We start from the raw sequence: 21,930 nt of genomic DNA on the forward strand, positions 1-21,930 counted from the left end.
GGTCGGCCTCGTCGCGTGACTCAGTTCGTGGAATCCCACAGACCCGGCCGCGCGCTCGCCGAATCCGGCGCGGCCAGTCCGAAATGCCGGTACGTGAGCAGCGTGGCGATGCGGCCGCGCGGCGTGCGCTGCAGGAAGCCCTGCTGGATCAGATACGGCTCGAGCACGTCTTCGATCGTGTCGCGCTCCTCGCCGATTGCCGCCGCGAGATTGTCGACACCAACCGGGCCGCCGTCGAACTTGTACAGGATCGCTTCGAGCAGCTTGCGGTCCATCAGGTCGAAGCCGACCGCGTCGACGTCGAGCATGCTGAGCGCGGCGTCGGCCACCTGCGCGGTGATGTTGCCGTCGGCCTTCACTTCGGCGAAGTCGCGCACGCGCCGCAGCAGGCGGTTCGCGATACGCGGCGTGCCGCGCGCGCGACGGGCGATTTCGAACGCGCCGTCCGGATGGATCTGTGCGCCGAGCAGCGCGGCCGAACGCGTGACGATGCGCGTGAGCTCCTCGGCGTTATAGAACTCGAGTCGCGCGACGATGCCGAAGCGGTCGCGCAGCGGATTGGTCAGCATACCCGCGCGCGTGGTCGCGCCGACCAGCGTGAACGGCTGCAGATCGAGCTTCACGCTGCGCGCGGCCGGCCCTTCGCCGATCATGATGTCGATCTGATAATCCTCGAGCGCTGGATACAGGATTTCCTCGACGACCGGCGAGAGCCGGTGGATTTCGTCGATGAAAAGAACGTCGTTGGCTTCGAGATTGGTCAGCAGCGCGGCGAGGTCGCCGGCGCGTTCGAGCACCGGCCCCGACGTTTGCCGCAGATTGACGCCCATCTCGCGCGCGATGATGTGCGCGAGCGTGGTCTTGCCGAGGCCCGGCGGCCCGAACAGCAGCACGTGGTCCAGCGATTCGGAACGGCGCTTCGCGGCCTCGATGAAGATTTCGAGCTGGCCGCGCACTTTCTCCTGCCCGACATATTCGTCGAGCTGACGCGGGCGCAGCGCGCGCTCGAACGCTTCTTCGTTCGGCGACACGGGCGTGGCCGCGATGATGCGCTCGGCGGCGAGTTTGTCGGTTTCGATCATGCGGTCATTGTACCGCGCGCGGCTTGGCGCTTAGCCCTTCGACAGCGCCTTCAACGCGAGCTTGATGCCCTCGGACACGCCCGTACCGGCCGGCACGTTCTTGATCGCCGCGAGCGCTTCTTTTTCCGAGTAGCCGAGCGCGAGCAGCGCATTGAGGATGTCGGACGCGTGGTCGGATGGCGACGCGGCGCCCGCCATCGCGCCGAGGTCGGCGCCGAGCTTGCCCTTCAGTTCGAGCAGCAGCCGCTCGGCGGTCTTCTTGCCGATGCCCGGTACACGCGTGAGGCGCGCGGCGTCCTGCATCGTGACGGTCTGCGCGAGCTCTGAGACGCTCATGCCCGACAGCACCGCGAGCGCCATGCGCGCGCCGATGCCGGAAATCTTCAGCAGCTCGCGGAACGTCGAGCGTTCCTGCGCGGTGCCGAAGCCGTACAGCAGATGCGCGTCCTCGCGAACGATCATCTGCGTGAGCAGCACGATGCGCTCGCCGGTCGACGGCAGGTTGTAGAAGGTGCTCATCGGCACGTCCACTTCATAGCCGATGCCGTTGCAGTCGACGAGCAGATGCGGCGGATTTTTTTCCAGCAGAACGCCGGCGATGCGACCGATCATGGCGGATTAGTTTTCAGAGTCGGATGGGAAAGCGCGAGTGTAGCGCAGCGGATCGGCGGCGCGGGGCATAGTTGCGCTAGCCGACCAGACGGCCGCGCCGCACTCGCAACCCCTTCTTTGCGAGCGCCGGCGCGATGCCGCCAAGCGTGCTCAGCGTCGAGCCACCGTGCGCATGGCAGATGGCCATGCCGAGCGCGTCGGCGGCGTCGGTGCCGGGCACGCCCGACAGGCTCAGCAGCCGCACGACCATCTGCTGCATTTGCTCCTTGGTCGCGCGGCCATAGCCGACCACCGACTGCTTCAGCTGCAGCGCGGTGTATTCGGCGACCGGCACGCCGCCCGCGACGAGCCCGCAGATCGCGGCGCCGCGCGCCTGGCCGAGCAGCAGCGTCGACTGCGGATTGACGTTGACGAAGACTTTTTCGATGGCCGCCTGATCCGGCGCGTGCTCGCGGATCAGCGTCGAGATGCCCGCGAAGATGGTGCCGAGCCGCGACGGCAGATCGGCGTCGGCGGTGCGGATCACGCCGCTCGCGACGTAGCTCAGTGTGTGGCCGTGTTGTTCGATCACGCCGAAGCCGGTCACGCGCAGGCCGGGGTCGATGCCGAGAATTCTCATGAGGTGCCGCACAAGCGATAAAAACCAGGTGCCTGCGATACTACATCGAACGCGGCGCGCGGCGGTCCGCTGGCAGCATGCTTAGCGGAATAAAAGCTGCTAAAGGCTTTGCGCAGGGAGGGCGATCGAGAATGGAGCGCTACCGCAATCTCAGCGGCGACTCGGGTGTCGACGTTTACGAAATCGGCGACGATTTCATCAAGGTGCGCTTTCGGCCGGGCGTCGTGTATTGGTACACAGAGGCGAGTGTCGGCGCCGAACATGTCGCGGTGCTGAAGCGTCTCGCGCGGCGGGGCCGGGGTTTGGGTACGTACATCAGCCAGCATGCGCAGGTGCGGGACGGTTACGCGCGCAAAGAGCCGGACGATTGAACGCGTCGCCGCGAAACAAAAGGCCCGGCGAGACAACCCGCCGGGCCTGTCTTGCGGCTACCGAACTTCAGCCGATCAATGACGGAAGTGACGCACGCCAGTCAGCACCATCGCGATGTTGTGCTCGTCGGCGGCGCTGACCACTTCGTCGTCGCGCACCGAGCCGCCCGGCTGGATCACGCAGGTCGCGCCTGCCGCGACGACCACGTCGAGACCGTCGCGGAACGGGAAGAACGCGTCCGATGCGACCGCCGAACCGGCCAACGTCAGACCGGCGTTCTGCGCCTTGATGCTCGCGATGCGCGCCGAATCCACGCGGCTCATCTGGCCCGCGCCGACGCCGAGCGTCATACCGTTCGCGCAGAACACGATCGCGTTCGACTTCACGTACTTCGCGACTCGCCATGCGAACAGCAGGTCGTCCATTTCCTTCGGCGTCGGATGACGCTTCGTGACGACGCGCAGTTCGCGCGGCTGCACGTTCTTCGAGTCGAGCGACTGCACGAGCAGGCCGCCGCCGACGCGCTTCAGATCGAACGTGTTATGGCCTTCGCCCAGCGTGATTTCGAGCAGACGCACGTTCTGCTTCGCCGCGAACACCTGACGCGCTTCGGCGCTGAACGACGGCGCGATCAGCACTTCGACGAACTGCTTCGCCACCGCTTGCGCGGTCGCTTCGTCGACTTCACGGTTGAACGCGATGATGCCGCCGAACGCCGAGGTCGGATCGGTCTGGAATGCCTTCGAATACGCTTCGTGAGCGTCCGCGCCGAGCGCGACGCCGCACGGATTCGCGTGTTTGACGATCACGCAGGCCGGCACGTCGAAGGTCTTCACGCATTCCCACGCCGCGTCGGAGTCGGCGATGTTGTTGTACGACAGTTCCTTGCCCTGCAACTGGTTGTAATTCGCGAGCGCGCCGGCCGGCACCGCCAGGTCGCGGTAGAACGCCGCGCTCTGATGCGGGTTTTCGCCGTAGCGCAGGTCCTGCACCTTGTCGAACGCCATGTTGAAGGTGGCCGGGTACTCGTTGCGCGACGAATGCCGCAACTCGTCGGTCAGGCTCGTCAGGTAGTTCGTGATCGCGCCGTCGTATTGCGCGGTGTGCGCGTACACCTTGGTCGCGAGGCGGAAGTTCGTCTTGTACGACACCGTGTTGCCGTTCGAGCGCATTTCGTCGAGCACGACCGCGTAGTCGGCCGGATCGACCACCACCGTCACGTCGCGGTGATTCTTCGCGGCCGAGCGCAGCATCGTCGGGCCGCCGATGTCGATGTTCTCGATCGCGTCCTCGAGCGAGCATTCTTCCTTCGACACGGTCTGCACGAACGGGTACAGGTTCACGACCAGCAGGTCGATGGTCGGAATGTCGTGCTTCTCGAGCGCGGCCATGTGCTCGGGCAGATCGCGGCGCGCGAGGATGCCGCCGTGCACCTTCGGATGCAGCGTTTTCACGCGCCCGTCGAGCATTTCCGGGAAACCCGTGTAGTCGGCGACTTCGGTGACGGACAGGCCCGCGTCCGCGAGCAGTTTCGCGGTGCCGCCGGTCGACAGGATCTTGATGCCGAGGTCCGACAGCGATTTGGCGAAGTCGACGATGCCGGACTTGTCGGAAACGGAGATGAGCGCTTGCTTGATCATGATGAAGACGAAAAGCCGAAGGGAAACGTGGCAGGGCGCGAGAAACTACGACGCGCTACAGCAAACCGTGTTGTTGCAGCTTCTTGCGCAGCGTATTGCGGTTGATGCCGAGATACTCGGCGGCCAGCGACTGGTTGCCGCCGGCCTGCTCGAGCACCACTTCGAGCAAGGGTTTTTCCACGCATGAAATGACCATGTCGTAGACGTCGTGCGGATTGGAGCCGTCGAGATCCTGGAAATACACGTCCAGGCTGTCGCGGACAGATTGTTCGATGTTGTTCTTGCTCATGCTGCTAGTCGGTCGGAGTTGTCCTCGCTCTCGCTGTCGAGCCCGAGGTTGCCGGGCGCTTCGTCGACGTAGACGAGGCGGTCTGAGATCGCCTTTTGCGCGTCAAAGAACTCGTTGACGGCGAGGAGTTGTTCGCGCGTGGTGTCCAGCGTATTCATGCGATGCCGGAACAGGTTGGCGCCGGAAAGGCCGCGAGTGTACCAGCCGATGTGCTTGCGCGCAGTGCGGACACCGGTAAATTCCCCGTAAAAAGCGTAGTGATCTTCGAGATGTTCGTTCATCACCTGCTGGATTTCGTCGATTCGCGGCGGCGGCAGCAGCTCGCCCGTTTGCAGGAAATGCTCGATCTCGCGAAAGAGCCACGGACGCCCCTGCGCGGCGCGCCCGATCATGATCGCGTCCGCGCCGGTCGCGGCGAGCACCTCGCGCGCCTTTTGCGGCGACGTGATGTCGCCGTTCGCGACGACCGGAATGCGCACCGCCGCCTTTACCGCGGCGATGGTTTCGTACTCGGCGTCGCCGTGGTACAGGTCCGCGCGCGTGCGGCCGTGCACGGTCAGCATCGAAATGCCCGCTGCTTGCGCGAGACGCGCGACGTTCAGCGCGTTTTTGTTCTCGCGATTCCAGCCGGTGCGGATTTTCAGCGTGACGGGCACCGCGTCGGGCCCGACGCCGACCGCGTTCACGACGGCCTCGACGATGCGCTGCACGAGCGGTTCGTTTTGCAGCAGCGCCGAGCCGGCCGCGACGTTGCAGACCTTCTTGGCGGGGCAGCCCATGTTGATGTCGATGATCTGCGCGCCGTTCGCGACGTTGTAGCGGGCGGCTTCGGCCATCATCTCCGGGTCCGCGCCGGCGATCTGCACCGCAATCGGCTCGACCTCGCCTTCGTGGTTCGCGCGGCGCATGGTCTTTTCGCTCTTCCACAGCTGCGCGTTCGACGCGACCATTTCCGACACCGCATAGCCCGCGCCGAGCCGTTTGCACAGCTGGCGGAACGGTCGGTCGGTCACGCCGGCCATCGGGGCGACGAACAGGTTGTTACGCAGATTGTGGGGGCCGAGAGGGGGCATGGCGTGAGCGCGCGCCGACGACGGGCCAGGATTTGACAATCGTGACAGCCGGCGCAGCGCGAAATGCGAGGGAAAACGACTATTTTAGCGTTAACGGGTTGCCGGGACTCGCGAACCGAGTCTCGTAACCCGTTAAATCTTCTATGAAAGTCGCCCGGCTCATAGAACCGCGCAGCGATTTCTCGCGCTTAACGGCGCTGGCCGAACATCATCTGCCGGGCGAGCGCGGCTTTGACCGGCGGCACGAATTCGAGTGCGGTCAGGGCGAGGCCGCGCAGTACCGCGAGCGGCGCGAAGTCGACGGTAAAGAGGCGCGCGAGCGTGTCAGTCGAGCCGATCGTCAGGCGCCGGTCGAGCGCGCGGCGTTGCGCGAAGGTGGCGAGCGCGAGCGGGGTCGGGCCTTCGGCCGACAGCGCGTCGACGAGCGCGTGCGCATCGCGCAAGCCCAGATTGAGGCCCTGGCCGGCTACCGGATGCAACGTCTGCGCCGCATTGCCGATCGCGACGATGTGGCCGTTCACGAGCGTGTCGACCGTGTTGAGACCGAGCGGGAACGACGCACGACCCTTGATGTGCGTAAAGCGGCCCATGCGGCCGCCGAACGCGGCGTCGAGCTCGCGCAGGAACGCTTCGTCGGAAAGCTGCGCGCGGCGCGCGGCTTCGTCGGGCGCGCAGCACCAGACGAGCGCGTAGTCGGCGCCACGCACGCCACCCATCGGCAGTAGCGCGATCGGACCTTGCGACGTGAAGCGCTCCCATGCGACGTGCGGCTGCGGCGCGGACACGGTGACCGTGCCGACCAGCGCGGTCTGGCCGTAGTCGCGCGAGCCGGCGTTGTTTTTACCGATGTCGCGTGCGCCGGCGTATTCGTCCGTGGCGCGGCTCGGACTTTTCGCTTGCTTCTGGTCGCCGAACAGGCCGCCCTCGGCGTTGACCAGAATCCGCGTGCGCAACTGGCGCGCGACGCCCGCGGTTTCGATCGGCAGCGTGACGCCGTCGAGCTCCTGAACCGGCGCGCCGGCCGAGGTCGAGCGGAACCAGTGGACCGGCGTCGCATGCACGGCGTCGGCGAGGCCATGCACGATCGAGCCATAGCGCAGCACGTAGCCGAGCGCGGGCAGGCCGTGCTCGCGATGATCGATCAGCGTGCGGCCGAAATGACCGCGTTGCGACACGTGGATGCGCTCGATCGCGGTGGCGTCGGCGGGCCAGCGCAGCGGCTCGAGGATCATCCGGCTGCCGTGCGAGACCGCGATCGCGCGCGGATCGGCGATCGAGTCTTCCGGCTCGCGCGCGTCGACGAGCGCGATCTTCAGCTCGCGCGTCACGCTGCGGCGCGCGAGCCAGCTGGCGAGCGCGAGGCCGACCGGCCCGGCGCCGACGATCGTCACGTCGAAATCGAACCCCTGCTGGTGGGAGGCGGGCCTCAGGATCACCGCCGAGGGAGATGCTTCGTTCATCGCGGATCAGGTCCTCTGTTGATGCGACGCTTGATGGAGGGCTCGCGCTTCCTGCATCAGCGCCTCGATCTCGTCGGCGGCGACCGGCACGTCGCGCGTGATCAGCTCACAGCCGGTCGGCGTCACGATCGCGTCGTCCTCGATGCGGATGCCGATGTTCCAGTAGCGTTCGGGCACACCCTCGGCCGGGCGGACGTACAAGCCCGGCTCGATCGTCAGCGTCATCGACGCGCGCAGCGTGCGCCACGGCAGCACGCCCGCTTCGTCGCGCGGCGCGCCGCGCTCGCGGTAGTCGCCGCAGTCGTGCACGTCCATGCCGAGCCAGTGGCCGGTGCGGTGCATGTAGAACGGCACGTAGGCGCGCTCGGCGATCACGTCGTCGACCGAGGCGAACTTCGCGCGCGGCACGATGCCGGTGTCGAGCAGCCCCTGCGACAGCACGCGCAGCGCGGCCTGATGCGGATCGTCGAAGCTCGCACCGGCGCGCGTCGCGTCGACGGCGGCCTGTTGCGCTGCCAGCACGATGTCGTACAGCTCGCGCTGCGCCGGCGTGAAACGCCCGCTCGCCGGAAACGTGCGCGTGATGTCGGACGCGTAGCCGTCGAGCTCGCAGGCCGCGTCGATCAGGATCAGGTCGCCGTCGCACGCGATCGCGTTGCCGGCCGGGTAGTGCAGCACGCACGCGTTCGCGCCAGCCGCGACGATCGACGTATAGGCCGGCGCCTGCGCGCCAAACTTGCGGAACGTGTAGAGCAGTTCGGCCTCGAGTTCGTACTCGCGGATACCGGGCCGGCACACCGCCATCGCGCGACGATGCGCGGCCGCCGAAATCTGTCCGGCGCGGCGCATGATCGCGAGTTCGTGGTCGTCCTTGACGAGCCGCATCTCGTCGAGCAACGGCAGCAGGTCGCGCGCGGCCGTGGGCGCAACGGTGCCGCCGCGGCTTTGCGCGCGCACCGCGTCGAGCCAGCCGCGCACCTGCTCGTCGAAATGCGCCGAGGTGCCGAACGCATAGTGCAGCGCCGGCTTGTCGGCGATGATGCGCGGCAACTGCGTGTCGAGTTCGCCGATCGGGAACGCGGCGTCGAGCCCGAATGCTTCGCGCGCGCCGTCGGGGCCGAAGCGGAAGCCTTCCCATGTCTCGCGCTCGACGCTTTTCTCGCGGCAAAACAGCATCGACGCGGGCGCGCCGGGCGCGGCGCTGGCATCGAGCACCAGCAGCGCTTCGGGCTCGGTGAAGCCGGTCAGATAATAGAAGTAGCTGTCGTGGCGGTACGGGTAGTCAGTGTCGCGGTTGCGCAGCGCTTCCGGCGCGGTCGGGACGATGGCGACGCCGCCGCCCGCGGCGCGCAGCGCGGCGAGAACGCGCTCGCGGCGCGTGCGGTAGACGTCGATGGCGATGGTGGGTTCGGTCGGCTGGTTCATCGTGCGATTGTAGCGCCGCGATTCTCCTGGCCCCATTCTCCGCGCACGACATTGACTCGCTTTGTGCGGCTCCGGACGGCGCGGCGGCCGCCGTCATGTTGCAATCCGTCCACAGCGGCTCGGCGGGCGGTTCGCGAAGATGCCGCCAGCACGCTCGCGAAAGCCTTGGACCACTTATACTTTCGCCGGATTCAGAAAAAGGCAGAAGGTCATGATGAAACTCATCGGTTCGTTCGGCAGCCCGTTCGTGCGCAAAGCACGCATCGTGCTCGCCGATAAGAAGATCGACTACGAACTGGTGCCCGAGAACGTCTGGGCGCCGGATACCCGGATTCACACCTTCAATCCGCTCGGCAAGGTGCCGTGCCTCGTGATGGAAGACGGCGAGGCCGTGTTCGATTCACGCGTGATCTGCGAGTACGTCGATACGCTGTCGCCGGTCGGCAAGCTGATTCCGCCGTCGGGGCGCGAGCGCGTCGCAGTGCGCTGCTGGGAAGCGCTCGCCGACGGCCTGCTCGACGCGGCCGTGCTGATCCGTCTCGAAGGCACGCAGCGCGCGCCCGAGCAGCGCGTGGACGCGTGGCTCGCGCGGCAGCAGCGCAAGATCGACGAAGCGCTGATCGCGATGTCGCAAGGGCTCGGCAGCAAGCCGTGGTGCGCGAGCAATCACTACACGCTGGCCGACATCGCGGTGGGCTGCGCGCTCGGCTATCTGGACTTCCGTATGCCGGAACTGAACTGGCGCGAATCGCATCCGAACCTGGACAAGCACTTCCAGAAGCTGTCGCTGCGGCAGTCGTTCATCGATACGGTGCCGAAGGATTGATGAAGCTCGAACGAGCATGAAAAAAATGCGCCTGCATGTCAGGCGCATTTTTTTTGCGGGTGTCGTGCCTTTGACGTCGGCGTTACCGCTTGCCGTTGCGTCGCCGCGCGAGCCCCGGTCCGAACGCGAAACCGAACGCGAGCAGCAGCACCGACACCGCGAGCACCGTGTTGTTGCCGCTGGTCACGTAAGGCGTGTTGCCTGAGGTGCCTTGCACGCGCACGTCGAGCGAACCGACCGTGTAGGGCGTCAGGCGCCCGATCATGCGGCCGTTCGCGTCGATCGCGGCGGTGATGCCGGTGTTGGTTGCGCGCAGCATCGGCCGGCCGGTTTCGAGCGAGCGCATGCGCGCGATCTGCAGATGCTGGTCGAGCGCGATCGTGTCGCCGAACCACGCGAGATTGGTCGAGTTGATCAGCACGCCGGCGGGCGTCGCATTCTCGCGCAGCGTGCGCGCGATCTCCTCGCCGAAGATGTCCTCGTAGCAGATGTTCACCGCGACCGGCTGGTTATGTACCATGAACGGCTTTTGTACCGGCGGGCCGGGGAAGAAATCGCCGAGCGGAATGTTCATCAGGTTCACGAACCAGCGGAAGCCCCACGGCACGAATTCGCCGAACGGTACCAGATGGTGCTTGTCGTAGCGATAAATCTCGTGCGAGCCGGGCGTGACGCCGAACAGGCTGTTGGTGTAGTCGACCACCCGGCCGTCCGGCGTGATCGTGCCGCCGATCGCGCCGAACAGCAGCGCGCTGCCGGTCGAATCCGTGAACTGGCGGATCGCGGCCGCGAAGTTCGGCGGAAGCTGCTGCGCGAGCACGGGGATCGCGGTTTCCGGCGTGACGATCAGATCGGCCGGCTTCGACGTGATCATCTGCTGATACTCGTCGACCGCCGCGCGCAAGCCGGCTTCCTCGAACTTCATCTCCTGCTTCACGTTGCCTTGCAACAGCCGCACCGACAGCGGCGCGTTGGCGGGCGTGGTCCACTGCACGAGCGGCAGCAGCAGGCCGATCATGAGCAGCGCGAGCGCGACGCCAGCAGGCACGACGATGGGGGCGACGCGCGTGCCGCGGCCCCGCGCGGCGCGACCGCCGGCGTCATCAGCGGCGCTGGCGTTCGGCTCGAGCGATTCATTCGCCCGCCCGGAGCGCCACGACGGCAGCAGCGCCAGCAACGCCTGCACGATCAACGCGGCCGTCAGCGCAACCATCCAACCGACGCCATATACGCCGACCACCGGCGCAAACCCCGCCAACGGGCCGTCGACCTGCGCATAACCGGTGGCGAGCCACGGAAAGCCGGTGAACACCGTGCCGCGCAGCCATTCGCCGATCGCCCACGCGCTTGCAAAGGCGAGCGCGCCGTGCCAGCTCGGCGAGAATGGCGCGCGCTCGTCGGCCGCGCCGTTGCGCGCATGGCCCGCGCAGAACGACCACACCCCCGCGGCGAGCGCCGGATAGACCGCGAGATACAGGGAGAACAGCACGAGCGCCGTGCCGGCGAGCGGTGCCGGCATGCCACCGTAGTAGTGCATGCTCACATACAGCCACCAGACCCCGCTCACGAAGTTGCCGAAGCCGAACGCGCCGCCCGTCAGCGCGGCGCTTTTCCAGCCGGTGCTGCGCGTGAGCCACGCGAAGAAGAACACGAAGATCGCGAGTTGCAGCCAGCCGCCATGCGGCGTCGGCGCGAACGACAGCGTATTGGCCGCGCCCGCGGCCAGTGCGACGAGATAGTGCCAGCGCGGCAGCGAGCGGCTGCGCGTGCCGTCTTCGGTGGAAGCGGGAGCGGGGGCGCTCACGCCGCGGTGCGAACGGGAAGTGATCGGGTCGGCCATTGTCGCGCGGTCGGCGTCGGTAGTTGAAAGGGCAACTCAGTAGGCAAACGAGTTGGCAAATGGAGTTGGCAAATGCGCCGGCAATGAGAGCGCGCGGGCGCTCAGGCCGTGCATCGGCCCGAGCCGCCGGCTCAGCTCTGCACGTGCTGTGACTCGCGCTCGCGCTGGCCCGCGAGCGGGTCGCGGCGCACCAGCAGCATGTGGATCTGGCGGGCGTCGCCGCGCAGGATCTCGAAGATCAGGTCGTCGAGGCGGACTTTCTCGCCCCGATGCGGCACCCGGCCGAAGTGATGCGTGACCAGCCCGCCGATCGTGTCGACTTCGTCGTCCGAATAATGCGTGCCGAAGGTGTCGTTGAACTGCTCGATCTCGGTCAGCGCGCGCACGCGGAAGCGTCCGTCCGGCGAAGCGATGATGTTGCCGCTCTCCTCGTCGAAATCGTATTCGTCCTCGATGTCGCCGACGATCTGCTCCAGTACGTCTTCAATCGTGATCAGGCCCGCGACGCCGCCGTACTCGTCGACGACCACCGCGAGGTGGTTGCGGTTCACGCGAAAGTCGTGCAGCAGCACGTTCAGCCGCTTCGACTCGGGGATGAACACGGCAGGGCGCAGCATGCCGCGCACGTCGAACTCTTCTTCGGCGTAGTAGCGCAGCAGATCTTTCGCGAGCAGCACGCCGATGATGTTGTCGCGATTGCCCTCGTAGACCGGATAGCGCGAATGCGCCTTGTCCAGCACGTAGGGGATGAATTCAGCGGGATTGTCCGCGATGTTGATCGCGTCCATTTGCGCGCGCGGCACCATGATGTCGCGTGCGCTCAGTTCCGACACCTGGAACACGCCTTCGATCATCGACAGCGAGTCGGCGTCGATCAGGTTGCGTTCGTGCGCGTCCTGCAGAATTTCCAGAAGTTCGGCGCGCGAGTCGGGCTCGGGCGAGATGAAGTCGGTCAGGCGCTCGAGCAGCGAGCGCTTTTCCTGCGGTTTGTCGAGTTGACGTCCGGTATGGCGTCGACTGGGATACGTGTCGTTCATGGTAGTGCGCCCGGCGAGACTGGGCGCGCTGTTGCAGAGCGTTAAGGATACACCAGGCGCATGGCGGAACCGTGTCCCGCCGGGCCCGGCGATGAGCGAAGCCAGGGTGAAACGGCCCCGCCGCGACGGCGGAGCGTGGAATCATCCTAACCGATTACGCGGGCAAAAGCGCTCGCCGGCAAAAAAGTCGCGGGTGGGGTTTTGCCGAGATGCCGCGGTCACACGGCCGGCTTGCAGCGCGCGAGCAGCGCTTCGAGCGCGCGGTCCGGCATGCCGCTCTCGCGCAGCGCGTGCACGGTGCGGCTCACGTAATCGAAGGTCGTGCCGTAGCGGCCGCTCGCACAGCCCAGCACGGTCTGGATGATGTCGTCGCGCAACTTGCCGGTGTAGCTCGGCACGTCGCGGCGCATCACGAATGCGAGCGCGTCGACGCGCCGGCCGTCCGCGAGTACGCACGGCAGCCACGCGGGACGGTACGAGCCCATCGGCATTTCGCGGCGCCACAGTGCTTCGAGATGCGGCCGCGAGCCATCGGCCGCGAGCCGGAAGGCCATGCCGGTGCACGAGCCGCCGCGATCGAGCGCGAGCACGAGGCCGGGCTGCTCTGGCGTGCCGCGATTGACTCGCGACCACAGATAGAGGCCGCGGTGATAGCCGTGCACCTTCGAGCGCATCGCCTCGACGGTCGGCAGGCCCGGGTTCCAGATCAGCGAGCCATAGCCGAACAGCCACAGATCGCTTTGGCGGTCCCAGCCGCGCAACGTGGATTCGAGCGACGCGTGCAGTTCGTCGTCCGTCAGAAGCCGCGAGTCGCCGAGCACCGGCGGGTAGTCCGGACAGCGCACGGGAATATCGGCTTCGGGGGACGGAGTGCTCACGGTGGGTTCGGGCGGGCTGGCGTCGAGGAGGGGCGGAACGCCTATTGGTAAGGGTCCGGAAAGCCGAGCTTGCCGAGGATTTCGGTTTCGATCGCTTCCATTTCCTCGGCTTCTTCTTCGACCTCGTGGTCGTAGCCCTGTGCATGCAGCGTGCCGTGCACGAGCAGGTGCGCGTAATGCGCGGCGAGCGGCTTGCCCTGCTCGGCGGCTTCCTTCTCGACCACCGGGCAGCACAGAATCAGATCGCCCGTGACCGGATCATCTTCCGATTCGGCATAGGCGAAGGTCAGCACGTTGGTCGCGTAATCCTTGCCGCGATAGGTGCGATTCAGCGTGCGGCCTTCTTTGGCGTCGACGAACCGAACCGTCAGTTGGCCGTCCGCGAACAGCGCCGCCTTGATCCAGCCGGCCACCGTCGCGCGCGGCAGCAGCACCTTGTGTTCCGGCCAGGCTTTGGCGGCGGGGAATTGCAGGCTCAACGTCAGTTTCGGGGTGCGGCTCATGCGGTTTCTATGCGTGGCATTCCTGGCTCAGTCTTTTTTTTGCGGCGAGGCGACGCGGGCCTCGCGCTGCGAAGCGCATCGCTTTAGCGCGGATCGACCGCGGCCGGCGACTTCTGCGCATGCGCATCGTACGCCTCCACAATTCGCGCGACCAGCGGATGCCGCACCACGTCCGCGCTCGTGAAACGCGTGAGCGCGATGCCGCGCACGTTCGCGAGCACCTGCTGCGCTTCGATCAGCCCGCTCTTCTGGCCGCGCGGCAGATCGACCTGGGTCGTGTCGCCGGTGACGACCGCCTTCGAGCCGAAGCCGATTCGCGTGAGGAACATCTTCATCTGCTCGGGCGTGGTGTTCTGCGCCTCGTCGAGGATGATGAACGCGTGATTCAGCGTGCGGCCGCGCATGTATGCGAGCGGCGCGATTTCGATCATCTGCCGCTCGAACATCTTCGCGGTTTTGTCGAAACCGAGCAGGTCGTACAGCGCGTCGTAGAGCGGGCGCAGATACGGATCGACTTTCTGCGCGAGATCGCCCGGCAAAAAGCCGAGCCGCTCGCCCGCCTCGACGGCCGGGCGCGTCAGGACGATGCGTTTGACCTGGTCGCGCTCGAGCGCGTCGACCGCGCAGGCCACCGCGAGATAGGTCTTGCCGGTGCCGGCGGGGCCGACGCCGAACGTGACGTCGTGCGACACGATCTGCTTCAGGTACTCGCGCTGCGCCGGCGTGCGGCCGCGCAGATCCGCGCGTCGCGTGTACAGCTTCGGGCCGTATTCCTCGAAGTCGTCCTCGCTCGCATTGGCGTCGGCGGGCTGGTCGAACGGGTGATCGGGATTGCCGGCGAAGTGCGCGTCGACGGGGTCGCCATTGCCATTGCCGTTGCCGTTCGAACGATGACGCACCGGATGACGCACTTCGACGAGCGCGAGCTGGATGTCGTCGACCGACAAAGGCTCGCGCGCATTGTTGTAGAAGTTTTCGAGCGCGGTGAGCGCGAGTTTCGCGCCGCGCCCGCGGATCGCGATGCGGTGGCCGCGGCGCTGCAGGGTCACGTCGAGCGCCTGCTCGATCTGCCGCAGATTTTCGTCGAGCGGTCCGCAGAGGTTGGCGAGCCGCGCATTATCTTCGCGCGGTGCGGTGAATTCCAGAGGCTGCTGAGTGGTCTTCAAGGCGGTGAGTCGATCCTGTCGGTTGCGGTACTCGGAATGTCGTTCAATGCGTCGTCGCGGCGCTGTCGTCGTGAACCATCACGAGTTCACCACGCAGCGAGTGTGGATACGCGTGCACGATCTTCACGTCGACCATCTGACCGATCAGCCGTGCATGCGACGCGACCGGCGCCGGGAAATTGACGACGCGGTTGTTCCCGGTGCGGCCCGCGAGCTCGTTCGGGTCCTTGCGCGCCGGGCGCTCGACCAGAATGCGTTCGACCTTGCCGACCATCGCGTCGCTGATGCGCTGCACGTTCTCTTCGATCGTGGCCTGCAGATGTTGCAGGCGCTTGAGCTTCACCTCGCGCGGCGTGTCGTCGTGCAGGTTCGCGGCCGGCGTACCGGGACGCGGGCTGTAGATGAACGAGAAGCTCGTGTCGTACTTCATTTCTTCGACGAGCGCCATCATCTTCGCGAAGTCTTCCTCGGTCTCGCCGGGGAAGCCGACGATCATGTCCGTCGACAGCGACAGGTCCGGGCGAATCGCGCGCAGCTTGCGGATCACCGACTTGTACTCGAGCACGGTGTAGCCGCGCTTCATCGCCATCAGGATGCGGTCGGAGCCGTGCTGCACCGGCAGATGCAGGTGGCTGACGAGCTTCGGCACCTTCGCGTAGGTGTCGATCAGGCGCTGCGTGAATTCCTTCGGATGTGACGTCGTGTAGCGGATCCGTTCGATGCCGGGGATGTCCGCGACGTATTCGATCAGCGTCGCGAAGTCGGCGATCTCGGTCGAACCCACGGTCAGCGCGCCGCCGAATTTTCCACGATAAGCGTTCACGTTCTGGCCGAGCAGCGTGACTTCGCGCACGCCCTGGTCGGCGAGGCCGGCGATTTCGGTCAGCACGTCGTCGAGCGGACGCGACACTTCCTCGCCGCGCGTGTACGGCACGACGCAGTAGCTGCAGTACTTGCTGCAGCCTTCCATGATCGACACGAACGCGCTCGGACCTTCGACGCGCGCCGGCGGCAGGTGATCGAACTTCTCGATTTCGGGAAACGAAATATCGACCTGCGCGCGGCCGCTCGCGCGGCGCTCGTCGATCATCTGCGGCAGGCGGTGCAGCGTTTGCGGACCGAACACGATATCGACGTACGGCGCGCGCGCGACGATCGATGCGCCTTCCTGACTCGCGACGCAGCCACCCACGCCAATGATCAGATTCGGATTCGCGTCCTTCAACTCGCGTACGCGGCCGAGGTCGGAGAAGACTTTTTCCTGCGCTTTTTCGCGCACCGAGCAGGTATTGAACAGGATCACGTCGGCGTCTTCCGGCGTGTCGGTCTTGACGAGTCCTTCAGCGGCACCGAGCACGTCGACCATCTTGTCGGAGTCGTACTCGTTCATCTGGCAGCCAAAGGTCTTTACATAAACTTTCTTGGTCATCGAATTTCGCCGGTCGCAGTGGTTAACCTGGGGGCGTCGTAAAAAGGTGAAGGAGGCCGCGGCGCGGGGCAGCGCGGCGCGTGATGGCCGGCTTGCGCGTGTCTTTGCAGCGTAACTGCATATTATAGCCCTTCACACAACGGGGGTTTCGGCGCTCATTGGCCGGTCCGGCGGCAGTCCCAGCAGGCTTTCCAGTTCATCCGACACCTGCGCGAAGCGCTCGGCGAGGAAATCGAGCAGCACGCGCACGCGCGGCGCCATGAAGCGATTGCGGTGATACAGCGCGTGCAGCGGGGCATCGGGGTAGCGCCATTCCGGCAGCAGGATCTTCAGGCGGCCGGCGCGCAGGTCCGCTTCCACGTCCCACATCGATTTGATCGCGATGCCGTAGCCGCGCAGCGCCCATTCGCGCGCGACCGCGCCGTCGTTGGTTTCGCGCGCCGCTTCGAACGGCACGCTGTAGTGCTGCACCTCGTCACCGCGCGTGAAGCGCCATTCGCTGGCCGGCCCCGATGCGGTGCCGAGCACGATGCAGTCGAAATTGGCGAGGTCGAGCGGGTCCTTCGGCTCGCCGCGACGCCCGACGTATTCCGGTGATGCGCACAGCACCCGCCGGTTCGGCGCGAGCCGGCGCGCGACCAGCGAGCTGTCCTGCGGCACGCCGAAGCGGATCGCCAGATCGATGTCCTCCTGCACGAGATTGGCCAGCGCATCCGACAGCGTCAACGCGAACGTCACGTCCGGGTACAGCGCGTTGAATTCGTCGAGCCAGTGCATCAGCAGGTTGCGGCCGAAGTCCGAGGTCGCCGACACCCGCACCTTGCCGCGCACGACGCCCTGGCCCGCTTGCAGCGCGGCTTCGGCGTCGTCCAGCGATTGCAGCGCCTGGCGGCAGCAGTTCAGGTAGAGGCGGCCTTCGTCGGTGAGCCGTAGCTGCCGCGTGGTGCGCTCGAACAGGCGCGCTTTGAGCCTCGCTTCCAGTTTCGCGAGCCGCGCGCTCGCCGCGGCGGGTGTCAGGCCCATCTTGCGGCCCGCCGCCGACAGGCTGCCTTGCTGGGCCGCTTCGACGAAGAGGCGGATGTCGCCGAGGTTATCCATCGCTGGCTTTCAAGCGGAATTTGAAAATGCTTCAAATGCTACGCCAATTATCAAATTGGCGTCACGCCGCGACAATGCAGCCGTCGAAACCTCCGCTGCTGTCCTTCGTCATGCAACTCGGTCACGCGACCATCGTCACCGCCGACCTCGATTCCGCCCGACGTTTCTTCGTCGACATCGCCGGGTTCACCGAAGGCGCGCGCCTGCCGTTTTCCGTCGACGACTACTGGCTGAACGCAAGCGGCCGCCCGGTAGTGCATCTGATCGCCGCGCCGGCTTCCGGCGCGGCGGGCCGCGTCATGCCGCGCATCGATCACATCGCCTTTCGGCTCGATAGCGCCGGCGAACGGCAAGCGTTGCTCGAGCGGCTCGACGCGCACGACATCGGCTATCAGACCGCCAGGTGCCGGCGAGCGCCGTGCAACCGGAGCAGCGGCAGCTGTTCGTCGCGCTCGCGCCGGGCGTCGTCATCGAATTCGTGACGGCGGCGCGCAGGCCTTTCAACCCAAACCCTGATCCCACCTCATTCCCGGAGCGGAAAAATGCCCATTCCATTAATCGCGCTCGCGATTAGCGCATTCGCCATCGGTACGACCGAATTCGTCATCATGGGCCTGTTGCCCGAAGTGGCGCGCGATCTGGCCGTGTCGATCCCGTCCGCGGGCCTGCTCGTCAGCGGCTATGCGCTCGGCGTCGCGGTCGGCGCGCCACTGCTCGCGGTAGTCACGAGCAGGATGTCGCGCAAGTTCGCGCTGCAGCTGCTGATGGGCGTGTTCATCGTCGGCAATGTGTTGTGCGCGGTGGCGCCGGGCTATTCGGTGCTGATGATCGCGCGCGTCGTGACCTCGTTCGCGCACGGCTCGTTCTTCGGCATCGGCGCGGTGGTCGCGGCCTCGCTCGTGCCGGCCGAAAAGCGCGCGAGCGCGATCGCGCTGATGTTCACGGGCCTAACGCTCGCGAACGTGCTCGGCGTGCCGTTCGGCACCTTCATCGGCCAGCAGTTCGGCTGGCGCGCGGCGTTCTGGATCGTCAGCGGCTTCGGCGTGCTGTCGCTCGCGGGCATCAGCGCGCTGGTGCCGAACCGCCACGACACCGGCCCCGCCGGCCTCGCCCACGAAGTGCGCGTGCTGCAAGACCCGCAAGTGTGGAGCGCCCTCGCGATGACGGTGCTCGGCTTCGGGGGCGTGTTCGTCGTGTTCACCTATATCGCGCCGATCCTCGAGCAGGTGAGCGGTTTTTCGCCGCGCGGCGTGACGCTGATCCTCGTGCTGTTCGGCGTGGGCCTGACGGTCGGCAACATGGTCGGCGGCAAGCTTGCGGACCGCGCGCTGATGCCGTCGCTGATGGGCATTCTCGCCGCGCTCGCGGTCGTGATGGCGATCTTCGCGCGCACCAGCCATTCGCAAGCGGCTGCCGCGATCACGGTGTTCGTGTGGGGCATCGCGGCGTTCGCGACGGTGCCCCCGTTGCAGATGCGCGTGGTCGAGAAGGCGGCCGCCGCGCCGAATCTCGCATCGACGCTGAACATCGGCGCGTTCAACGTCGGCAATGCGGCGGGTGCGTGGCTCGGCGGTCTCGTGATCAATCACGGTCACGCGCTCGATACCTTGCCGTGGGTCGCGGCCGCGGTCAGCGTCGCCGCGCTGCTGCTGACGTGGTTCGCGGCGCGCATGGATGCGCCGGCGCGCGCGCTCGCGCAAAGCGCGTGAGTCGTCAGTTGCTTGCCTCCGCAATGCTGATAACAGTGTGAAGATAACTTCGTTGGGCGCGGCCAAAGCCGATGCTATCTTGCTTCCACTTACTGCTCTTGCGCCGCCTGGCGGCGCTCTGGAGGCCAATATGCATTCCCCGCTCGCGCTGGTCCGCGATCCCTCTGCCGATGCCGACACCGACGCGGCGCCGCGCTCCGCCGAACCCTTCGATGCGCTCGAACAGCTGGTCGGCGTGAATCTGGCGCGGCTGCGCGCCGAACGGCAGCTTTCGCTCGATGCGCTGGCGCGCGCGTCAGGCGTGTCGCGCGCCATGCTCGCGCAGATCGAGTCGGCGCGCAGCGTGCCGTCGATCAAGGTGCTGTGCAAGGTGGCGGCGGCGCTGAAGGTGTCGGTGGCGGCGTTCCTGCGGCGTCACGCGACCAACGGCTTCGAGCATCTGCCGGCCGAGCGCTCGGCCCGCGTGGTCAGCGCGAACGGTCGCTACTCGGTGCGCCCGCTCTATCCCGACGACGAGTCGATCGCCGCCGAGTTTCACGAACTGCGGATCGCCCCGCTGCATACCGAAGCGGGCGTGCGCCGCGCGCCTGGCACGACGGTGAATCTGGTGGTCAGCGACGGTACGCTCGAAGTCAGCGTGCACGACCGGCGTCAACTGCTCGCGACCGGCGACGCGATCGTGTTCGACGCCGACCAGCCGCACAGCCTGCGCAATCCCGGCGACACCGAGGCGCGCGCGTTTCGCGTGACGCTGCGGGCTGAGACGCCGCCGCGCTGGGAAGTGCCGGCCGCGGGCGCCGCACGCGACGAAGCCGCACGCGAAGGTGTGCCGGGTTGAGAATCGACCGCGTCCGAGGTTCAAGCGCGGGTCAGGGCGTCGATGCAGGTCAAATGCAGTGAGTAGGGTCTTTGTTCGTCGCGCTGCAGCGCTCGCGCGACTGTTATATGCTTCGCCCGCCGGTCGAACCGGCAATCAGTGCGTCTTCAGGGCGGGGTGAAATTCCCCACCGGCGGTGGGCCGGCAGCGCGACAGCGTGAGCCGGCAAGCCCGCGAGCGCCCGCATCGCTTAGCCTTCGGCATAGCGGAGACAGGAGCGGGGTCAGCAGATCTGGTCAGAAGCCAGAGCCGACGGTCATAGTCCGGATGGAAGAAGATGTGCAGATAGTCATGTGCGTTCCGTGACGCCGCCCGTGGTTCTGGCGGCGCATGTGCGCCCGCTTTTGCGGGACGCTCGACGGCGCGTGCCAGTCTGTTTGCAATGCCCTGAAACGTTTCTCGCCCAACTTTTGCGATGAGCGTTTCAACTATGTCCTTTGCTACTTTTCCTGCTCCGTCGACGATTGCAGACGATGCCTTCGCCGATCTCCCGCTGCTTGCCACCGAAGCCGTTCCGCCGCGTATCGCCGCCGCCTTGCAGGCGCTGCGCGAGGGCCGCGCCGTGGTGCTGCAGGACGACCACGACCACGACCGCGAGAACGAAGCCGATCTGATCGTCGCGGCCGAGCGCCTGTCGGTCGAAACGATGGCGCTGCTGATCCGGGAATGCAGCGGCATCGTCTGCCTGTGCCTGCCCGATGACAAGATCCGCGCGCTCGAACTGCCGCCGATGGCCGTCAACAACGAAAGCCGTCACGGCACCGCGTTCACGGTGTCGATCGAAGCGCGCGAAGGCGTCAGCACCGGCGTGTCCGCGCAGGATCGCGTGACCACGATCCGCGCCGCGATCGCCGATACGGCCAAACCCGCCGACATCGTGCGCCCCGGCCACGTGTTCCCGCTGCGCGCGATGCCGGGCGGCGTGCTGGCGCGGCGCGGCCACACCGAAGGCACCGTCGATCTGGCGATTCTCGCGGGCCTGAAGCCGGCCGGCGTGCTGTGCGAACTGATGAACGCCGACGGCACGATGACGCGCGGCGCGGACGTCGAGCGCTTCGCCGCGCAACATGATCTGCCGATGCTGACGATCGCCGAGCTGGTCGAGTTTCGCGAGTCGCTCGCGCAGGTGCGCGAGGGCGCGATGGCCGAGGCTTGACGGGCCGTCCATCGAGCGGCACGCGACGCCATGACGCAAAAAAGCCGGCTCTTCTTCCGAAGAACCGGCTTTTTTATCGGCGTTGCGCAAAACCGCTACGACTGCACGTCGCCGAATTCGCCGCGCACGCCCGCCTCGATGAGCGCCGGCAGTTCATCCATATGCTTGATGATTCGCGTGATACCCATCGCGCGCAGCGCATCCGCGTAGCCGTCCGGAATATGGCTCGCGCCGACGAACGCGATCGTCTTCATGCCTGCCGCACGCGCCGCGTTCAAACCCGCGACGCTGTCCTCGACGACGAGGCAACGCGCCGGCACGACGCCAAGCGTCGTGGCCGCGAACAGATAGACGTCCGGATACGGCTTCGGCCGCGCGACCTGCTCGGCGCTGAACACGCGCTCGCCGAAAATCTGCTGCAGACCCGCGCGCCGTACCGATGCGGCGACGCGCGACATACGGCTGTTCGACACGACCGCAGCCGGCAGCGTCACGCGTTGCAGCGCGTCGCGCACGCCGTGGATCGGACCGAGCGACGCGGCGAGCGCGAGCTCGACATGGTGCTCGATCGTGTCGAGGAAGTTCACAGGCAGCGTGATGTCGAACTGCGTTTCGAGGCCGGCGAGAAAGCGCGAGGTTTGCTGGCCGAACGCGGTTTTGACGACGGGGGCGAAATCGATGCCGGGGGAAGGTGGCCGTCAGCGTGTCGAACATCACGCGATCGGCGATGACTTCACTGTCGACGAGCACGCCGTCGCAGTCACAGATGAGGTGGTCGATCATGCCTGAAAAACGGTAAGCGCAATGCGCACGGGCGGCGGGTTGCGGGCCCGCGCGCC

20 protein-coding genes, 2 pseudogenes and 1 riboswitch are annotated in these 21,930 nt (G+C 66.5%); of the genes and pseudogenes, 6 read left to right on the forward strand and 16 right to left on the reverse strand.

All coding sequences use genetic code 11. The features are described from left to right. Positions 1–20: 20 nt before the first annotated feature. From ruvB to ruvC, 3 genes are all read right to left on the reverse strand, one after another. A complete protein-coding gene (gene ruvB, locus OKW30_RS21320; RefSeq protein WP_184022944.1) occupies positions 21–1,082 on the reverse strand; it encodes a Holliday junction branch migration DNA helicase RuvB in 1,062 nt (353 codons plus the stop codon). Between the two features lie 30 nt (positions 1,083–1,112). Continuing rightward, on the reverse strand, positions 1,113–1,694 hold the full coding sequence (ruvA, locus tag OKW30_RS21325) for a Holliday junction branch migration protein RuvA (protein ID WP_184066698.1): 582 nt from the start codon (positions 1,692–1,694) through the stop codon (positions 1,113–1,115). 76 nt (positions 1,695–1,770) lie between these two features. Further along, positions 1,771–2,313, reverse strand: a complete 543-nt coding sequence (gene ruvC, locus OKW30_RS21330; RefSeq protein WP_184006515.1) for a crossover junction endodeoxyribonuclease RuvC — start codon at positions 2,311–2,313, stop codon at positions 1,771–1,773. Between the two features lie 131 nt (positions 2,314–2,444). On the opposite strand from ruvC, the gene OKW30_RS21335 reads away from it, so the two are divergent. Next, positions 2,445–2,684 (forward strand): hypothetical protein, encoded by a 240-nt coding sequence (locus OKW30_RS21335; protein WP_429347505.1) that lies wholly within the window; start codon positions 2,445–2,447, stop codon positions 2,682–2,684. A gap of 75 nt (positions 2,685–2,759) precedes the next feature. On the opposite strand, the gene purH is transcribed toward OKW30_RS21335, so the two are convergent. The 5 genes from purH to OKW30_RS21360 form a co-directional block, all read right to left on the reverse strand. Then, the gene (purH, locus tag OKW30_RS21340; protein WP_429347506.1) at positions 2,760–4,325 is read right to left on the reverse strand and encodes a bifunctional phosphoribosylaminoimidazolecarboxamide formyltransferase/IMP cyclohydrolase; all 1,566 of its coding nucleotides are present in this window, start codon (positions 4,323–4,325) and stop codon (positions 2,760–2,762) included. A gap of 55 nt (positions 4,326–4,380) precedes the next feature. Next, complete coding sequence (locus OKW30_RS21345; protein ID WP_008919619.1) at positions 4,381–4,614, reverse strand: Fis family transcriptional regulator; 234 nt, start codon at positions 4,612–4,614, stop codon at positions 4,381–4,383. Further along, positions 4,611–5,687 carry a tRNA dihydrouridine synthase DusB gene (dusB, locus tag OKW30_RS21350; protein ID WP_429347507.1) on the reverse strand — a complete coding sequence of 359 codons (1,077 nt, stop codon included), beginning with the start codon at positions 5,685–5,687 and terminating at the stop codon, positions 4,611–4,613. Before dusB ends, OKW30_RS21345 begins: the two co-directional genes overlap by 4 nt. Positions 5,688–5,875: 188 nt before the next feature. Then, positions 5,876–7,147 (reverse strand): UbiH/UbiF/VisC/COQ6 family ubiquinone biosynthesis hydroxylase, encoded by a 1,272-nt coding sequence (locus tag OKW30_RS21355; protein ID WP_429347508.1) that lies wholly within the window; start codon positions 7,145–7,147, stop codon positions 5,876–5,878. A gap of 6 nt (positions 7,148–7,153) precedes the next feature. Then, positions 7,154–8,572: an aminopeptidase P N-terminal domain-containing protein gene (locus tag OKW30_RS21360; protein WP_429347509.1), complete on the reverse strand. Its 1,419-nt coding sequence runs from the start codon at positions 8,570–8,572 to the stop codon at positions 7,154–7,156. A gap of 211 nt (positions 8,573–8,783) precedes the next feature. On the opposite strand from OKW30_RS21360, the gene OKW30_RS21365 reads away from it, so the two are divergent. Then, entirely contained in the window at positions 8,784–9,398 is a 615-nt protein-coding gene (locus tag OKW30_RS21365) for a glutathione S-transferase C-terminal domain-containing protein (RefSeq protein ID WP_184022950.1), read from the forward strand. An 82-nt stretch (positions 9,399–9,480) separates the two neighbouring features. Here the strand turns inward: OKW30_RS21365 and lnt are convergent, their stop codons facing one another. The 7 genes from lnt to OKW30_RS21400 all read right to left on the reverse strand — a co-directional run bounded on the left by lnt (position 9,481) and on the right by OKW30_RS21400 (position 17,349). Then, a complete protein-coding gene (lnt, locus tag OKW30_RS21370) occupies positions 9,481–11,238 on the reverse strand; it encodes an apolipoprotein N-acyltransferase (RefSeq protein WP_429347510.1) in 1,758 nt (585 codons plus the stop codon). A gap of 131 nt (positions 11,239–11,369) precedes the next feature. Next, positions 11,370–12,275 carry an HlyC/CorC family transporter gene (locus OKW30_RS21375; RefSeq protein WP_429347511.1) on the reverse strand — a complete coding sequence of 302 codons (906 nt, stop codon included), beginning with the start codon at positions 12,273–12,275 and terminating at the stop codon, positions 11,370–11,372. A 218-nt stretch (positions 12,276–12,493) separates the two neighbouring features. Next, the gene (locus tag OKW30_RS21380; protein WP_184066679.1) at positions 12,494–13,153 is read right to left on the reverse strand and encodes a gamma-glutamylcyclotransferase; all 660 of its coding nucleotides are present in this window, start codon (positions 13,151–13,153) and stop codon (positions 12,494–12,496) included. A gap of 41 nt (positions 13,154–13,194) precedes the next feature. Then, positions 13,195–13,656 (reverse strand): rRNA maturation RNase YbeY, encoded by a 462-nt coding sequence (ybeY, locus tag OKW30_RS21385; protein WP_184066676.1) that lies wholly within the window; start codon positions 13,654–13,656, stop codon positions 13,195–13,197. Between the two features lie 83 nt (positions 13,657–13,739). Then, entirely contained in the window at positions 13,740–14,822 is a 1,083-nt protein-coding gene (locus OKW30_RS21390) for a PhoH family protein (protein ID WP_184066673.1), read from the reverse strand. Between the two features lie 43 nt (positions 14,823–14,865). Continuing rightward, positions 14,866–16,251 carry a tRNA (N6-isopentenyl adenosine(37)-C2)-methylthiotransferase MiaB gene (miaB, locus tag OKW30_RS21395; protein WP_187628193.1) on the reverse strand — a complete coding sequence of 462 codons (1,386 nt, stop codon included), beginning with the start codon at positions 16,249–16,251 and terminating at the stop codon, positions 14,866–14,868. A gap of 132 nt (positions 16,252–16,383) precedes the next feature. Continuing rightward, positions 16,384–17,349, reverse strand: coding sequence for a LysR family transcriptional regulator (locus OKW30_RS21400; RefSeq protein ID WP_429347512.1), 966 nt, complete (start codon positions 17,347–17,349; stop codon positions 16,384–16,386). A gap of 110 nt (positions 17,350–17,459) precedes the next feature. Here OKW30_RS21400 and OKW30_RS21405 point away from each other — a divergent pair. The 4 genes and pseudogenes from OKW30_RS21405 to ribB form a co-directional block, all read left to right on the forward strand. Continuing rightward, a pseudogene (locus tag OKW30_RS21405) lies at positions 17,460–17,836 on the forward strand (VOC family protein); the annotation flags it as partial. A 55-nt stretch (positions 17,837–17,891) separates the two neighbouring features. Next, on the forward strand, positions 17,892–19,058 hold the full coding sequence (locus OKW30_RS21410) for an MFS transporter (RefSeq protein WP_187628191.1): 1,167 nt from the start codon (positions 17,892–17,894) through the stop codon (positions 19,056–19,058). A 130-nt stretch (positions 19,059–19,188) separates the two neighbouring features. Beyond that, entirely contained in the window at positions 19,189–19,896 is a 708-nt protein-coding gene (locus OKW30_RS21415; RefSeq protein ID WP_184066660.1) for a helix-turn-helix domain-containing protein, read from the forward strand. A 138-nt stretch (positions 19,897–20,034) separates the two neighbouring features. Then, positions 20,035–20,218: riboswitch (FMN riboswitch) on the forward strand. A 147-nt stretch (positions 20,219–20,365) separates the two neighbouring features. Then, complete coding sequence (gene ribB, locus OKW30_RS21420; protein ID WP_429347513.1) at positions 20,366–21,091, forward strand: 3,4-dihydroxy-2-butanone-4-phosphate synthase; 726 nt, start codon at positions 20,366–20,368, stop codon at positions 21,089–21,091. Positions 21,092–21,186: 95 nt separating this feature from the next. Here ribB and OKW30_RS21425 read toward each other — a convergent pair. Continuing rightward, positions 21,187–21,874 (reverse strand): annotated as a pseudogene (locus tag OKW30_RS21425) (HAD family hydrolase). Positions 21,875–21,930 lie beyond the last annotated feature (56 nt).

This window comes from Paraburkholderia sp. Clong3 (genome assembly GCF_050436485.1).
GTDB classification, from domain to species: Bacteria; Pseudomonadota; Gammaproteobacteria; order Burkholderiales; family Burkholderiaceae; genus Paraburkholderia; species Paraburkholderia tuberum.

Bases quoted from the DNA above. Each gene is read 5' to 3' on its own strand.
- OKW30_RS21355 (WP_429347508.1), bottom strand. From the start codon at position 7,147: ATGAACGAAGCATCTCCCTCGGCGGTGATCCTGAGGCCCGCCTCCCAC.
- ybeY (WP_184066676.1), bottom strand. From the start codon at position 13,656: ATGAGCCGCACCCCGAAACTGACGTTGAGCCTGCAATTCCCCGCCGCC.
- OKW30_RS21345 (WP_008919619.1), bottom strand. From the start codon at position 4,614: ATGAGCAAGAACAACATCGAACAATCTGTCCGCGACAGCCTGGACGTG.
- OKW30_RS21335 (WP_429347505.1), top strand. From the start codon at position 2,445: ATGGAGCGCTACCGCAATCTCAGCGGCGACTCGGGTGTCGACGTTTAC.
- dusB (WP_429347507.1), bottom strand. From the start codon at position 5,687: ATGCCCCCTCTCGGCCCCCACAATCTGCGTAACAACCTGTTCGTCGCC.
- OKW30_RS21375 (WP_429347511.1), bottom strand. From the start codon at position 12,275: ATGAACGACACGTATCCCAGTCGACGCCATACCGGACGTCAACTCGAC.
- ruvC (WP_184006515.1), bottom strand. From the start codon at position 2,313: ATGAGAATTCTCGGCATCGACCCCGGCCTGCGCGTGACCGGCTTCGGC.
- ruvB (WP_184022944.1), bottom strand. From the start codon at position 1,082: ATGATCGAAACCGACAAACTCGCCGCCGAGCGCATCATCGCGGCCACG.
- miaB (WP_187628193.1), bottom strand. From the start codon at position 16,251: ATGACCAAGAAAGTTTATGTAAAGACCTTTGGCTGCCAGATGAACGAG.
- purH (WP_429347506.1), bottom strand. From the start codon at position 4,325: ATGATCAAGCAAGCGCTCATCTCCGTTTCCGACAAGTCCGGCATCGTC.
- ruvA (WP_184066698.1), bottom strand. From the start codon at position 1,694: ATGATCGGTCGCATCGCCGGCGTTCTGCTGGAAAAAAATCCGCCGCAT.
- OKW30_RS21415 (WP_184066660.1), top strand. From the start codon at position 19,189: ATGCATTCCCCGCTCGCGCTGGTCCGCGATCCCTCTGCCGATGCCGAC.
- lnt (WP_429347510.1), bottom strand. From the start codon at position 11,238: ATGGCCGACCCGATCACTTCCCGTTCGCACCGCGGCGTGAGCGCCCCC.
- OKW30_RS21365 (WP_184022950.1), top strand. From the start codon at position 8,784: ATGATGAAACTCATCGGTTCGTTCGGCAGCCCGTTCGTGCGCAAAGCA.
- OKW30_RS21410 (WP_187628191.1), top strand. From the start codon at position 17,892: ATGCCCATTCCATTAATCGCGCTCGCGATTAGCGCATTCGCCATCGGT.
- OKW30_RS21400 (WP_429347512.1), bottom strand. From the start codon at position 17,349: ATGGATAACCTCGGCGACATCCGCCTCTTCGTCGAAGCGGCCCAGCAA.
- ribB (WP_429347513.1), top strand. From the start codon at position 20,366: ATGTCCTTTGCTACTTTTCCTGCTCCGTCGACGATTGCAGACGATGCC.
- OKW30_RS21360 (WP_429347509.1), bottom strand. From the start codon at position 8,572: ATGAACCAGCCGACCGAACCCACCATCGCCATCGACGTCTACCGCACG.